This window comes from Pseudomaricurvus sp. ABR4_320 (assembly GCF_056159445.1).
Window position 1 is genome coordinate 70,095 of sequence record NZ_JBSWVF010000016.1, and the last position, 15,251, is coordinate 85,345.

Consider the following 15,251-nt stretch of genomic DNA (forward strand, 5'->3'; position numbering starts at 1 on the left):
GTAGAGGATTAGACACCCAAGCGAACAGGAGTGGATATATCAGGATGCTACCCATGTATTTCGCAGTATGTTCGACTATCCGGACTATCGTCGCTGAGGCATTAATTTACATGGCAGCGTGAAGTAAGAGTTTTACCGCCTTAATATCAAGCGGTTCTATCGATCCCAAAACATGGGCGATGACTAAACGCGAGATATTCAAGTGAGGTGTCGCGAGACAATAAAAGAAAAGATCGTATCTCTAAATACGATGAATGCTCGACTTGAGTTTATTCAACCTTATCCGAGGATTTTATTGCACTCGAGTAGATCCTTGTTTCTCCAACGTCGAACGCGATAATGAAATCCGGTGGAAGATTCTTTTCTTTCAGCGCCTCATTAAGCTCAATCAAGGGTTACCCAAAACCAACCGATGAATTTTGAAAAGTCTCGAAATGCATAGCGATACTGAGTTTTGCACCTAAATCCTGGTGGGCAACAACGGCTTCCGCAGGGCTCATATGTATTGCTTTCATAAACCATCTGGGCAGGTAATCTCCAATGCCTAACCAGGCGACATCGGGTGAACCTAATCGATGTTGTATATCGCTATAGTGTGTAGAATAACCTGCATCACCACCGAAAAAGACTTTGTGCTCTCCGCTTTGGATGTAAAAGCTTCCCCAGAGACTTTTGTCCAGATCGAATAATCCGCGGCGAGATGAGTGCTGAGTAGGTGTAAAAGTAATCTGGGTATCGGGATTAATTGTAGAAATTCAGACCAGATCTGAGCTACTACATCCTAAAGACTCCCGATGCCAGTGGACAATCTCGTGATGAAAACAGAGGTGGATGGGTACTGCGCGGTTATATGGCAACTGTCCGTTGGAGTCTTTGCCATCGTAAAACGACGATCGCTAGCGCCATTGTTTTTCTAATGGGGTCCTTTGCGTTAGTGCCATTGATACCCACCGGGTTTATCCCCGCCGCCGACGGTAACGTTACAACGCTGAGTATCGAATTACCGCCTGCCAGCTCCCTGCAAGATACCTTGGATGCTACAGAGACCGCCAGGGACGCCATTGGCTACGTATCGGGCATCGATCATATTTTTGCTTCGGTCGGAGCCGGGCAACAAACCGGGGCGGGTAACAGTCAAGCTGGCGAAGTGCGCAAAGCGTCTCTCACGTTAGTGTTGGCTCCACGAGGTGAACGCAAGTCCCAGCAGGCGATTGAAAGCGAGATTCGCCGCCGTCTTCTGCACATCCCTGGCGTTCGCTTTTCCCTCGGCGGCGGCGGACCTAGCGAGAAATTACAGATTATTCTGGCCAGTGATAATTCTGCGGCGTTAAACGCCAGTGCACAGGCAGTGGAGCGCGATTTACGTCGTATAAAAGGCCTCTGGAATATCAACTCAACCGCCAGCCTTGAACGCCCGGAAATCACCATTCGACCAGATTTAGAACGGGCCGCCGAGCGAGGTGTGACTACGGCGGCGATCAGCGAGGTGATTCGTGTAGCAACCAGCGGTGATTTTGATGCTCAGGTGGCTCGCCTTAACCTCGATAATCGTCAGGTACACATCCGCACCCGTCTTCCGGATACCGCTCGCGAAGAGCTATCAACACTGGCCAGCTTGAGGGTACCCGGGCGCGAGGGCTCGGTGCCTCTATCCAGCATCGCAACCCTGTCTGTAGAAAGTGGTCCCGCCCAAATTGATCGATTTGACCGGCGCCGTAACGTGACGATATCCGCAGATCTTGCTGGCACCGCTCTGGGTACCGCTCAATCCGCCGCGGCTGAATTGCCAGCAATGACATCATTGCCGTCCAGCGTACAGGCCATAAAGGCTGGGGATTCGGAAGTGGCTGCCGAGCTTCTCTATGGATTTGCTCTGGCAATGTTGGCGGGCATACTCTGCGTTTATTGTGTGCTGGTCTTATTGTTCGGCGATTTTCTTCAGCCCATCACGATACTCTCTGCAATTCCTTTCTGCGTGGGTGGCGCTTTCCTGGGCTTACTTATGGGGCGTAGTGAGCTTGGTGCCCCGGCAATGATTGGCTTGGTCATGCTGATGGGAATCGTCACCAAGAATTCCATTTTGTTGGTTGATTACGCCATTATCGGGCGCAATAAAGAAGGGCTGTCTCTACACGAGGCATTACTTGATGCTTGCAGCAAAAGAGCTCGTTCCATTGTGATGACTACGGTCGCAATGGTCGCTGGCATGATGCCAATTGCTCTTGGTTTCGGCGCAGATGCAAGTTTCCGGCAGCCAATGGCATTTGCTGTAATTGGGGGCTTAATTACATCTACAGCACTTAGCCTACTGGTCGTGCCGGTGGTCTTTATCTATGTTGATAATGTAAAACGCTGCATGGAAAATACCCTGCGTCGTTTGACCCGGTTCACCGTTCATTCATCGTAGAGTGCTGCTGGGAATTGCGTAGAACGAAGCAAACCGAAATAAAGGGCATCAAAGCAATAAGCACCCAACTGCAACCCTCTGATCATCGCATCCCGGAATATTGGAGACGCGCTCCATTCTGACCGAACGACATTGAAGAGCTCGTCTGCATGTTGAATGTCCAGCTCTTTATGCAAACAGTAGTGAGTCAGTTCGCTCTCTGTCATCCATCCATTGTTTACAACGGCTTGTGCGATGGCAGAGGAAATGTTGGAGAACATTCGTTCAATCATACCTAACATACACACAGCGACACGATAGTCTTCATAAAGGCAGGTCCCCATTAACGTTGCGTTAAAAGTCGTTACCGGGGCCGCGGCCGATAAAGGTGCCGGACCGTCCGTCTGTTTCTGTGAGAGCTTTTCCAGAAACCGAATGAAGGTCGCGGTATGAAATGCCTCTGGCTTACCTTGGCCGTGCTCATCCCAAAGATTTTCAATAATCGATAGCCGTTCGCAATGCTTAGGAATGCGCGATGCTAAGATGGCTAAAACTCGCGGAAAATAATCTACCGCGTAATAAAATTGCTGCTGACTCTCAAGGAACTTTTCCCGAGTGAGAGCGCCATTAGCTAACGCAATAAAGTAAGGGTTTTTGCGGTAGTCGTAGTCTTCTAAAAGGATCGCAATGGTTTGTCTCATGCCTTTTTACCTGCTGAATTAAATTTCATTGGTGCCAATCCACAAAGGGAGATCGCCAAAATGTTTCGCCTGCCAAGACAGGGAATAGACACGCGCGCGGCCCGTTGGGTAGATATCAACAGCATTCAATGCGTTGTTAACTGATCGTATTCTGGTATCCACTGAAAAGCAGAGTTGGTCGTCATCGTTTAGCTTGCTAAAGCAGTTACCAAGTTGCCCCAAGGTATTCTTCATAAATTCACCGGAAACTGCGGCGTGTTTTATGGGGGAGGGGAGTCCGTCTATAATGATGTCCTTAATTCCGCCAAGGTCGATCACCTCGGTTTCTGACGTTTTTGGCAGCGTCAAACTGATGGTTTTCAGTGAGTCGAAATTATCGTTACCAAGCCTAATGAGGCGGTCGGCTTTCGCAAAAAATATATTTGACTCTGCGACGGCAGAGAAGGCATAGCGCAGAAATGGGATTTTGCTGTTGACAAGAAAATCACCTTGATCACCCTGCATTGCGACGAAGTAGCATATCGGCCATGACGACAGTGCGTAGGTTTTCAGAATCCACTGAAAAGCTTTCAAAAAAATCTTCTTGGAGACGTTTTTGCCTCGATAATCCCGCCTTATCTTTAAATCGCAAAAATAAAGAGCGGGTCTTAGCCCCCCGTCAAGCTCAACCTGCTTTTCGACAACCACCATCGAACCAATAACCGTCTTCTTTTCAATGGCGAGAAAAAATCTAGGACTACCGATCTTTTCAAAGAAAAATGGATAACGACGTCCATGGCTGATTTTGAAGGTATTATCGGTACCAGCAAGAGGATAGGTTTCGTGTTCTTCTAACGCCTGTAAATCTGATGTATAAGGCGCAAGCTCTGCGCTCCCTCGAACGATAATTTTTGTCATAGCGCAATCCTCACGGCCACATTGAATTTTGAGTAAAACAAACTACGATCTTGTTTCAGTAGGCTCTCAGAGAATTCCGAGTTAATTTCAAAGTAGGGACGAACGTTAGATGATAAATCTTTGTCGTTATTGAGCTGGCGAATCAAAACGACAGCTCCCGTCCTCAAGGTTGATAACGTGCTGACCGTAGATAGCACCTCTTCATCGGACATCCAATCAAAAACATTAGACAGAGATACCAGATCATAGGAAGATAAATCTGATATGTTTTCCAAACTACCAGTAACGAGCTCTAACTTAGGGAATTTGGGTGGGTTTTTAAGATAGAAAGGTAAGATGCCTGCTTCAATCAGGTAGCTCCCCAGTAGCAGGTGATGCAGAAAGTAATTCTGCGCTCGTCTCTCAGAGGAAAGTTCACGCTCAAGAATTCCTTGAAAGTAGCGGGAATAGGGTAGAGGCGAAGCATTCTGTATTGCGGCGGTTCCAAATATGGCCTCGAGATAGCGATCATGAAAGAACAGATCAAAAGCAACGGGCCAATATGTATTTTTAATTAGCGAATTGACGAGAGCGTCATCCCCCTGACATGCTGCCAACAGTTCTGGCTGTGGCAAGATATGGCTATATATAAACTGTCTAAAATGATGAAATAATCGCTCGAATTTTCCAGATTCATTCAGTGTGAGGACAGCGTTCAGGGGCGCCGCCTTTAAACATTCGCTATTTTCGATCAGTTTAAGCTTTTGTTGAATATGATGTATTTGAGCAGGATTTCGATCAAATGCGGTTATCTCTAAATCCGGCTTATAGCTAGCAAGAGAAAGTGCGGTACATCCACCGGAGCCAATAAGAAGTATTTTTTTAGGCCGATACTGTTTGATCACCTCTAATTCGATTAGCGGGTCTTCTCGCACGACGCCGAAATTTAAACCATTGTCTCTAGTCATAACTGAGACCCCATCCTTCCGCACACAGCATTTTCATCGAAATGTTTGTCGTCCATTGCCTGTTATTCTCCTCGCGTCGTTTGCAAAGAGAATATTCAACGGGACACGCGCTACAACGAGAGCAAGCGATGTCGCGACATACGAACCTCTTGGTATCGCTATGTGCTACCAGGATGATGAACGTGAACGAGTGGCAGTATTTGCTCGTGATCAATTTAAAAAAGGAGGGAGCAGAAGAGGGGGGTATGAATTTCGATATTTTTTCTTCAATTGCAAATCCAAACGCCAACCCTTGGTCCAAGGTAGTGTTTTATTATGCGTTTTTGTGATTCTTTTTTGCCCAATCAGATTGTTATTTGTTCTCTTCGTGTTTTATGTTCCTATAAATCCTATTGTGCGACCCACTGCCAACAGTGACTTGCTGTTAGATTCCACAAAGCTCACTGCAATCGCTCTATGACCCACAAACAAACTGCTCCATGGCTAAACGCTAAAAGCCCTTTAGACGCAGGATATTTTTTAAATAAACAGCCTGCTGCCTGCGACGCTCTTTGTCAGATGGTTTAAACAGTTGATTTCGAATGAATAAGGTCTAAGGACCTTCTAAATTAATTTCGCATGTGAACCAAAATGATAGAAATTGATTGGTTCTGCTTGAGTAAGCGGATTAAATTTACTAGCGTACGCACCATAATGAATTCATTCATCTTATGGAGATGAGGCTAGAGATGACACCCATAATAAAAAATGTTGTTGCTCAATCCAGAAAATCTGTAATCAGCACCTGCATCGCCAGTGCCTTATTTAGTAGTACTGCCTATACACAAGACGACAGCACTCCGGTGAATGAACGTCGAGGAGGCAATTCTCAGTCAGGTATTTTTCTCGAAAATCTTGATAGAGGATTGGTCGTTATTCCGACAGATGGGGGAAACGCCATTAGCTGGCGTATGCTGGGTACTGATTCGGACAGAGTATCCTTCGATGTCTACCGCAATGGTCGGAAAATTAATGGCCGAAGCATTCGTGATAAAACCTTTTTGTTCGATAGACGCGGAGGTCCCACTGACAAATATGAATTAAAAGTCACCGGACAATCCAATGGCCGCAGAAATGATGAGAAAACGTCAGCGGCGAGACCTTGGTCCGATGTCATGTTGCGAATCCCCTTAAATACTCCGAAAGATGGCTGGGTGAAAGGCGCAACGTATAGCTATTCGGCCAATGATGGCGCCGTGGCCGATTTAACCGGCGACGGTCGTTACGAGTTGATTGTTAAATGGTATCCATCGAACGCGAAAGATAATTCTCAATCCGGCTTTACCGGGCCAACCTATCTAGATGCCTACACACTCGAAGGCAAACAGCTTTGGCGAATCGACCTGGGCAACAATATCCGTTCAGGTGCCCACTATACTCAGTTTGTCGCCTATGACTTTGATCAGGATGGTCGCGCGGAAGTCGCCATGAAAACGGCTGATGGGAGTATGGATAGTGAAGGCAGCATCATTGGCGATGAATTTGCGGACTACCGAAATAGCCAGGGCTATGTATTGGATGGTCCAGAGTATCTCACGATGTTCGACGGCTTAAGTGGAAAGGCGCTGGACACCATCGATTACATTCCTCAGCGGGGCAACGTAGACAGCTGGGGGGATGGGTACGGCAATCGGGTTGATCGGTTCCTCGCCGGGGTCGGCTATTTCAATGGCGAAACCCCAAGTGTGTTTTTTGCCAGAGGTTACTACACCAGAGCCGTGGTGAGTGCTTTTGACTGGGTAAACAAGTCCTTCGTCGAGCGCTGGGTCTATGACAGCGACAACGGTGGTGAGGATGCTGGCGGTTTCGGGCAGGGGGCTCATAGTGTGAGCGTTGGCGATGCCGATAATGACGGCAAGGATGAAATCATCTATGGCTCTGCAACCATTGATGATGATGGTCATTTGCTCTATTCAACAGAGTTGGGGCACGGCGATGCACTGCATATGACCGATATTAATCCTTATCGACCCGGTCAAGAAATCTTCATGGTTCACGAAGACGCTGAAAATTATATTAAGGATGGCGTGGACTACGCGGTTGAATTACATGATGCTGCGACAGGTGAAATCCTCTGGTCTCGCCCCGGCAACGGTGATGACGTCGGTCGAGGCGTTAGTGGAGACATTGATCCCGGTTTCGCTGGTAATGAAAACTGGGGGACGCGGGGCGGACTGGTCGCCGCCGATGGCACGCTTATTTCCGATGTCCGACCCTCGCAGGTCAATTTTATGTCCTGGTGGGATGGCGACCTAACCCGTGAATTGCTCGACGATGTTCGTATTTTGAAGTGGCAACCGGCTACAGGATCGTCAGAGGTCATACTGGATGGCAGTCTTTGGGATGCGGTTTCAAACAACGGAACGAAAGCCACACCGGTGTTATCGGCAGATATTGTCGGTGATTGGCGCGAAGAGGTTATTTGGGCAAATTCAGACAGCAGCGAGCTGCTGTTATTTTCCACAACGGAAGACACCGAGTGGCGTATTCCCACGTTGATGCATGACACTCAGTATCGCACCGCCATTGCCTGGCAAAATGTGGGCTACAATCAACCGCCTCATCCGTCATTTTATCTTGGCAGTGACATGGCGCAGGTGCCGAATTATGCCATGCATACGGCTGCATCGGCACTTTGGATACAACCGGTTGCCAGAGGCAAAGCGGATAGCGTAGAGATCACGGTGCATGACAATGGCTATCCGTATCGATCTCTAGCCATGTATAAAAGCACCGAACCATCGCCTGAATCCAGCCAATTCATCACGACTTTGTCGAAAGGCAGGCCAACGTATATCGATTCTAACGTGGAACCGGATACGACTTACTATTATTGGGGCAGCGTTAACTCTCGGCGGGGTAATCCCATATATTTGCCGGTAACAAAAACTCAACTGACCACCAGTGAGATTCCCAATATTCGCACGTTTCACGAAAGCTCGAATGAACCGGTTCAGCTCTCTTGGTTCATTGAAAATGTTGAAGTGAGCAGCATTACCGTTTATCGAGCCGACGTTATTGAAGGGCAACCGCTACCCGAATCTTCCCAGAGTACGCCCGTGGCGGAATTAACCGGAGACTTAGTCGAATGGACGGATGAATCAACGCAGCCTGGCTCCAGCTATTACTACTGGCTGTCGATCGCAATCGTGGACGCCAATGAGCCTATTTTGACGAATTCCATTTCTGCAGAGCACCTATTAACGCCCAAAACACATCTAACCACGGCGCAAGTTGACGGTGGAATACAAGTAAGCTGGGAGTTGGAAGATTTTCCGCAAGCGATTCGCGGCATCGAGCTATACCGAAATACCAGAGAGGAATTAAATGGCCGGACACGCATCAATCCATCGGCGGCGGCCAGCGGCACTTTGACCGATACACTGGATCTGGTTGCAGGCACCACTTATTGGTATATGTTTAAGCTAGCGATGGAAGATGGAACGACATATAACACGGATCCGGAGGCGGCAATTACGTTTTCAGAATAATTAACTGGCAGTACGCGGTGCGCTGAACGAGAGCGGCGTGACCTTGTCCTAAAAGCCGCCTCGTTCAGCAGCCTTTGAAAGCGGCGCAAGCTTGCTGCCATAGTTTTGCCAATGGGCCACAGACGTTTTATAAATCGGCTGCCTGACTTGCCATCGACTTGGTGTCTGCACCGCCCGTTGATTCTGATAGAAACGTAATACCGTCTCATCCCAGGAGAGGTCGAGGAAGTTAAGTAATTTTCTAGCGCTTGCGTCTGGGTTAGCGACGGTATCTTCATAGTCCAGTTCAACAATACGCAATCCACAAACGTTAATCCAATGTTGCATTAACCGCCGATATCCCTGCCAATAATAAGCGATATCGTTCAAGTCAGTGGCCCACGTCTGTTGAGGATTGAAATTATGAGAGAAGATGGACAGACCGCAATCACGAATATCTCTACGGCAATGAATGATACGCGCATTGGGTAATGCCAGGGCGACGAGACCGAGGTGCCAGAAGTTCAGTGGTTGCTTGTCCACAATACGCAGGCAGTGCTGCGGCGCTCGCATCATTGAGCGCGCCAGGTATTCCTGACCCAATTGCTCAATGTGTTCGCGAGTTAAGTCGACGACGCAGTCTGGCCAAGCGGTGTGAGCTTGGTCGAGTCGGTCTGGCGTTCCTGTGGCAAGATCGGTCAAGGTACTTTGTTCACCCGCGCCGAAACAGTCGGGATGAGAGGCAACAATCTGCTCGGTTAGCGTTGTACCTGAACGCGGCAAGCCTACAATAAAAACGGCCTGTTCTGAGTCTTGGCCCCAATCACGACGCGCAACAAATAATTCCTTGGAAAATAACGCGATCATTTTCTGAATTCGCGCATCGAAAAGGTCGCGATGAAAGGGCTCTGTTTCCGATCGGCGGGATGAGTTGGCGGTCTCATACGCAGAAAATGCGGCTGCATACTGCTTCTCACGCTCAAGTGCCTTGCCAAGTCCGTAAGCAACCAAGGCCTTTTCTCGTTTTTGTAACCTCGGCAAAATATCCTGTGCCAGTTTTACTTCTACAGAGACATCCTCATGTTGGCTAAGCATGAGCAATCGGGCAAGAGCGTTGAAGTGCTGAGGCGCTACCGTTCGGGCGTGTCGATAGGCCTTGACCGCGCAATGGGGCTGCCCCATGTCTTCAAGCAATTGACCAAGACCAAAAAAGCCCTCTGGTGACATAGGATTCAGTGACACCACCTTATCGAATTCTTTTTTGGCATCGTCGATGTATCCCAACTGTCGGTGAGCATTGGCCAAATGCAACCGGGCAATATAAGACTTTGGTTCGGCGGCAGAAGCCCTGATCAAACACTCCCGCGCCTCTTCAAATTGGCTGTTCGCCTCTAAAAGCTGTGCGATTGCAATCCAAGGCGCTGCAACACCTGAGTTGAGTTTTAAGGATTGACGAAAGCAATGTAACGCATTGGAGGGTTCGCTCCGTTGTTGGTGCTGTCTTCCTTTTTCGAACCAGTCCCTCGCGGATGGACATCTATCGCCTAAATTCATGAGCACTTCAACATAGGCCGCTTAGAAACTCACTTGTAATGTCAGCACCGCCGTTCGTGGTGGTCCGAGTACAGAGCCGCCATTTAAGTTCTGTGCAAAACTGGCGGCATTTTCCAGATAAAACTCGTCCGTGACATTGAGCACATCCAGAGATAGCTCCATGTCTTCTTTAATGGGATAGGACATATTGATATCCGCGATGGTGTAGCTGTCATACTCAATGACGGCGCCTTCTCGCTCGCCAACATAACGCGCGCCGCCTCCGAGCGTCAGCCCCTGTAGCACGCCAGACGATAATTCGTAGGTCAAATAAGCGCTGCCGGTTACCTCCGGAAAGGTAGGAGTATCGACTTCATCAAATTCACCAGACTCAGTGACATCAATATCCATTAAGCCGAGGTTCAATGACAGGTTAAGTCCCGCGTCGATATTGAGATTTCCAGAAAACTCAAAGCCTTTGAGTTCAACCTCGCCGACGGTTACGACGAAAGCTTCTCCCGCCGCGCGGTCGTTGCTGGGGTCGGTAACGGCCACATCTTGTCGAGTGGTCAGAAACACTCCGGCTTCGAAGGCAAGTTTTCCGTCCAATACCAAGCCTTTAAAGCCCGCCTCAAAACCCTCGGAGGTCTCTGCAGCGACAGGTTCTCCACCGCGTTTTAGCCCAAATTGCGGTACAAACGCCTCTGCATAACTCAAGTACGCGTTGAGATCGGTCGAAACTTTCGTTGATGCGCCAAGCCGAAAGGTGAGTTCGTCGTCTTCAAAGGGCGATTCATAAGCGATACCGCGACGGTAATTGATGGAGAGTTGCTCCAAGTCATCGTATCGAAGACCGCCATTGATCGTTAGCCAATCGGTCGGGCGAATCGCCGCTTCGGCAAATACGGAGTTGAGTTCACTGTCCATACTGGTGAAAGGCGACAAAGGTCCGTAATCGCTGGGACCATAACGACGTTCATCGAGATCATCCAATGAAATGGGGCCAATTAAGGGATAGTCACTGAAGAGCCTGTCCAAGCTGTTCTTATCGTAAGTGGCACCAATGACAACATCCTGTTGCTGTCCCCAAGCCTGCTGATGATACGCCAATTGAGCGTCGAAATAGGTGTTTTCTGTCTCGATGATACCGCCACCCGAATAGGTATAGACGTAGGGGTCGTTCAATCCCATGCCGGGTCCACCATCGGCGTAATTATAATTGTAAAGGCCAGACGTGTTGTTGTAGTCAAAATCAGATTCTTGTCGACTACCACGCAAGGTCAGCTTCAGGTTGTCGAGAAATTCGTGATTTAACTCCGCATCGTACATCACATCTTCGGATTCTCCCTCGCCGTTCGCCAAACCGGTGAAGGTATCGGTATCGATTTGAGAGGGAATATCACCATTTGAATACAACGGGAAACCGGAATTCGGATTAACGGTGTGTTCGGTGTAGGCAATGCTCGCTCTGAGTGACGTTGCCTCACCCAGATTCGCGATCATTACCGGTCGTATCGCAAAGGTTTCACGCACGGTTTCATCGGCATCAAACTGAAAATCTCGATAGGCGCCGTTGATCCTGAGAGACAGGTGTTCACCGAGTTGCCCGATATTGGCATCCACTTCGCCACTGAGACTGCCAAATTGATCCGTACGCATTTTTAAGCCAACAAAAGGCTCTGCTTCCGGCACCTTCGTCACGGAATTAATCACACCACCTGCGCCCACGGGTCCCAGAGAAATCGACGCGGGCCCCTTTAGGACTTCATAGCGTTGCACAAAGGTATCGTCTCTGGCACCTGAACCACGAATGCCACCTTGTGGGCGGTTATCCACCAGTATCGGAGCTTCAAAACCTCTAGAGAGAAAAAACGCCGTCCCGGTTCCTTTGCGGTCTTCTGCTCGAGTGACGTTAGGTAGCGTAGTGAGCGCTTCAATGGGACGTGCAAAGTTGCGAGCATCCAGGAAATCACGATCAAGAATGTTCAGTGTGAAAGGTAGCTCCTGGAGAGAAATCGGAATTCGATTGACCAGTGATTGTTGAAACTGTCCGACCACTAAAATCTCTTCCAGCCGTTGATCGGCTTGTTGAGATTGTGGGGGTTGATTATCACTCTCCTGAGCGTTCGCTTGCATTGCGCCCCATACGGCAAGGGTCAAGGCCGATTTCTTGAACCCGGCAATACGCTGTCTTTCCATAACTCCGCAACCTCTTGAGGAAAATTCTCAACCGTTAATAAGAATTATCCTCATTTGATGCGTGCTGTCATGGACATTTACAATTGTTACACTCTCTGCGTCTCCGGGCCGGCTATTGAATGGGATATCAACGGCCGTAGGGTAGGGTGATCGTCATAAGCAAGCCCCCAGGTACCAGATTGCTTGCTACGACATTGCCGCCAATGGCAGACAGTTGTCGCTTTGCCAAGGCCAATCCAAGCCCGAATCCCTGATTGTCACTGCCCCGTGCAGCGTCGACGCGAAAGAATGGCAGAAATATCTTTTCCAAATAGCCGTCCGGTACGCCGGGCCCTTGATCGGTAATCGCGATACTATAACCCGTTGCAAGGGCAATTAAGGAGACTCTCACAGTTGCTCCTGGTGGCGAATGCCGCATCGCATTACGAATGATATTTTCCAATGCCTGACCGAGTGAACGATGGTTGCTGCGTGATAGCGGCGCTGAATTGGGCAAGTCTGCTGCGATTCGTCGATCGGGAAATTCAAAACGTGCGTCTTCCATCAAGACATCCAACAGGTCGACGAGATCCAGATCTTCTTCGGGTAGAGCAGGGCGCTCATTTTCCAACCACGCCAGGCTCAAGGTGTCCTCAACGAGCTTTCTCAGCTGGCCGGATTCACGTTCCACTCTTGCCACTTTCGCTTGGGAGATCTCGCTGCCGGATTCCTTCAAGGTTTCGACAGCGATATCCAATCGTGCGAGCGGGGTCCGTAGTTCATGGGACAAATCAGCGATAAGCTGTCGTTGACTGGCAATCAACTCACTGATTCTGGTTGCCATGGTATCGAAGGTGCTTGCGAGTTGTGCGAGCTCATCCTTTCGGTTCCCCATCATTTCACCGACACGGACGTCAAAACGCCCTTCACTGAAGTCGCGAGTGGCCTTCTGGAGCTGCCTGAGGGGAGAATTGATGTGTCGATACAGCAAAACTGAAATGGCCGTAAGAACAATCAATGGAAAAATAATTTGCATGGCCAGCTGAGCAACCCCCAGGTACTGAAATAAATTTGGCCGCATTCGCTCGGGAAGCTGAATCAAGAAGTGGGTTTGTCGATCGACAAAGTCGAGCTCCATCATCGGATCTTTCAACCAAGGATGCAGTATCAAGTCGACACCCCGACCGATACCGTAATAATAATCGAAATAGTCGCCCAACTGGCTTCCCGCAATCGGTTGTAGTTCCGCCTTCAAAATAACCGCCCAGGTGTTCTCCTTACGCTGGATAAATTCCATCCACCGATTTAAGCCCGCCATATCATCCGCGAGATAGAGTTGCTCTGCCTTTTTCGCATAGTCGAGCAGTTCTCGCTGATGTTCGTGAGTTAAATAACTTAATTGCTCCTCGGTATGCGTGGCAGCCCAACTGAAAATGTAAAACAGTAAGACCGTACCAACTCCAACGATCAGGCAGAGTTTCGCTAAGAGACTTTGCTTCATGCGAGAACGTAGCCTTTGCCATGGACGGTTTGCAGACGTCCGCCTTCCCAACCGGCTTCCGTGAGTTTGCGTCTGACACGGCTGAGGTGCATATCCAGACTGCGATCATAGTTGCTAAAGGATCGGTTAAGAACGGTCTGGTAGAGGTAGGCTTTCGTCAGCACGCTCCCTTTTTGCGTAGCGAGAACCCAGAGCAACTTAAATTGTATCGGCGTCAATTCAATGGAAAAGCCGTTCACCGAGACAGTTTGCCTAATTCGGTCGATCTCCAATCCGTTTAAATTCAGCTGTTGATGAGAATCTCCATTCGCATCCGCGTGGGTACGACGCAACACGGCTTCAATGCGCAACAGCAACTCAGTGCGGTTAAAAGGCTTAGTGATGTAATCGTCGGCACCCTGGCTTAACCCAACAATTCGATCCTCTTCGGCACCTTTGGCCGACACCAAAATCACCGGTGTACGCGGCAGTTTACGGGCGCGATTTAGCAGAGACAGACCATCTCGACCAGGCAGCATAATGTCCAACAGAATCAAGTGATAGCGTCGTTTTTCAATCCATTCAAACGCCGTATCTCCGTCAGCACACTGTTCGACGTAAAAGTTGGCCTGAGTCAACATATTACCGAGCTGTTCATTAAGTACGGGATCATCTTCTACAAGTAGAATCTTAAATAACGTCATTGTCTTTGCCCGTTCGGTTACGTCAATGTAACGGTCGTCTTTAACAGGTTTTATCTGGCAAACAACGATAAAAGAAAACTGATCAACAGTCGATGAAAGGGTGGTATACCCGTAGAGTTAGCTGCGGTTAGCGTGCGGATTGCCTGAAGAGAATTATGCAGAAAGTATATTGTGAGGATATTCCGGCGCAGGCGCCGGAATATCTCTTTCCTCTTTAACCAGGCCGTCGATTAACGGCTGCTCAACAAGCTCGATTTCCCACTGTATGCCGCTTCGGCATCCATCATCATCGCGCGCCCCCGTGTAACCATTTGTTCGCCTTGCTGGTTTTCAGTTCGACCTTTCGCTAATTTTTCCTGGCCTTCTTTTACCAGTTTTTGCCCGCGTAAGACGTCCTCTTCAGCATCGGACCAGTGACCGGCAATACCTTTTAAAGCGGTGACTTCGGTTTTTACTTGAGTGGCGTTAATCGCTAAGCCCATTTTGGCAGAGGCGTTGATGTAGGCTTGTTTTTGCAATGCCAAATGCTGGTTGCCCTCGTCGATCATCGCTTCGCCACGCAACACCAACTTTTGACCGTCACGGATGCGTTTTTCCGCGGCGCGAATTTTGTCTTCTCCATCGTTCACTAACTCCTGGCCTTCTTCCCAGTTTGCAGCAAGTTCAGCGGCACGAGCGCCTTCGGATTGCAGCTGTTCAGCGAAGCTTGGGCTTTTACCCATGCTGGCACAGCCGGAGGTTAGGGCAATCATAAAAGCAATAAGAGAAAAAGTTGGAAGATGCTTATTCATTGTTAAATCCTCAATGTCACAGGATTGAAGGCCGTCCTTCAATCTGGCGGGCATCCTAACCCTTGATTTAAAATCGATAAAGCGAATATTATTGCTACTTAATATCGAAATATGTGAATTAAATA

The 15,251-nt window shown here is 48.8% G+C and carries 12 protein-coding genes; 3 read left to right on the plus strand and 9 right to left on the minus strand.

Features of this window, described 5'->3' with window-relative positions; genetic code table 11:
* Positions 1-395: 395 nt before the first annotated feature.
* Positions 396-755 carry an MBL fold metallo-hydrolase gene (locus ACXAFR_RS22450; protein ID WP_475181256.1) on the minus strand — a complete coding sequence of 120 codons (360 nt, stop codon included), beginning with the start codon at positions 753-755 and terminating at the stop codon, positions 396-398.
* Between the two features lie 83 nt (positions 756-838).
* On the opposite strand from ACXAFR_RS22450, the gene ACXAFR_RS22455 reads away from it, so the two are divergent.
* A complete protein-coding gene (locus ACXAFR_RS22455) occupies positions 839-2,407 on the plus strand; it encodes an efflux RND transporter permease subunit (protein ID WP_475181259.1) in 1,569 nt (522 codons plus the stop codon).
* Here ACXAFR_RS22455 and ACXAFR_RS22460 read toward each other — a convergent pair.
* Genes ACXAFR_RS22460 through ACXAFR_RS22470 form a run of 3 tightly spaced genes read right to left on the minus strand, consistent with a single transcriptional unit; the run spans position 2,395 to position 4,931 of the window.
* Positions 2,395-3,087: a TenA family transcriptional regulator gene (locus tag ACXAFR_RS22460; protein WP_475181193.1), complete on the minus strand. Its 693-nt coding sequence runs from the start codon at positions 3,085-3,087 to the stop codon at positions 2,395-2,397. The genes ACXAFR_RS22455 and ACXAFR_RS22460 overlap by 13 nt on opposite strands.
* An 18-nt stretch (positions 3,088-3,105) precedes the next feature.
* Positions 3,106-3,984 (minus strand): hypothetical protein, encoded by an 879-nt coding sequence (locus tag ACXAFR_RS22465; RefSeq protein WP_475181195.1) that lies wholly within the window; start codon positions 3,982-3,984, stop codon positions 3,106-3,108.
* Entirely contained in the window at positions 3,981-4,931 is a 951-nt protein-coding gene (locus tag ACXAFR_RS22470; RefSeq protein WP_475181197.1) for a DUF3419 family protein, read from the minus strand. Before ACXAFR_RS22470 ends, ACXAFR_RS22465 begins: the two co-directional genes overlap by 4 nt.
* Before the next feature lie 182 nt (positions 4,932-5,113).
* On the opposite strand from ACXAFR_RS22470, the gene ACXAFR_RS22475 reads away from it, so the two are divergent.
* Together ACXAFR_RS22475 and ACXAFR_RS22480 are read left to right on the plus strand one after the other, a co-directional pair.
* On the plus strand, positions 5,114-5,260 hold the full coding sequence (locus ACXAFR_RS22475; protein ID WP_475181200.1) for a hypothetical protein: 147 nt from the start codon (positions 5,114-5,116) through the stop codon (positions 5,258-5,260).
* A gap of 399 nt (positions 5,261-5,659) precedes the next feature.
* Positions 5,660-8,461, plus strand: coding sequence for a rhamnogalacturonan lyase family protein (locus tag ACXAFR_RS22480; RefSeq protein ID WP_475181203.1), 2,802 nt, complete (start codon positions 5,660-5,662; stop codon positions 8,459-8,461).
* A 48-nt stretch (positions 8,462-8,509) separates the two neighbouring features.
* On the opposite strand, the gene ACXAFR_RS22485 is transcribed toward ACXAFR_RS22480, so the two are convergent.
* The 5 genes from ACXAFR_RS22485 to ACXAFR_RS22505 all read right to left on the minus strand — a co-directional run bounded on the left by ACXAFR_RS22485 (position 8,510) and on the right by ACXAFR_RS22505 (position 15,126).
* Positions 8,510-9,994, minus strand: a complete 1,485-nt coding sequence (locus ACXAFR_RS22485; protein WP_475181206.1) for a tetratricopeptide repeat-containing sulfotransferase family protein — start codon at positions 9,992-9,994, stop codon at positions 8,510-8,512.
* Between the two features lie 21 nt (positions 9,995-10,015).
* Positions 10,016-12,172, minus strand: coding sequence for a TonB-dependent siderophore receptor (locus ACXAFR_RS22490; protein WP_475181207.1), 2,157 nt, complete (start codon positions 12,170-12,172; stop codon positions 10,016-10,018).
* 127 nt (positions 12,173-12,299) lie between these two features.
* Complete coding sequence (locus ACXAFR_RS22495; protein ID WP_475181209.1) at positions 12,300-13,652, minus strand: sensor histidine kinase; 1,353 nt, start codon at positions 13,650-13,652, stop codon at positions 12,300-12,302.
* Positions 13,649-14,335, minus strand: a complete 687-nt coding sequence (locus tag ACXAFR_RS22500) for a response regulator transcription factor (protein ID WP_475181212.1) — start codon at positions 14,333-14,335, stop codon at positions 13,649-13,651. Before ACXAFR_RS22500 ends, ACXAFR_RS22495 begins: the two co-directional genes overlap by 4 nt.
* Positions 14,336-14,565: 230 nt before the next feature.
* Positions 14,566-15,126, minus strand: coding sequence for a hypothetical protein (locus ACXAFR_RS22505; protein WP_475181214.1), 561 nt, complete (start codon positions 15,124-15,126; stop codon positions 14,566-14,568).
* Between the last annotated feature and the right edge of the window lie 125 nt (positions 15,127-15,251).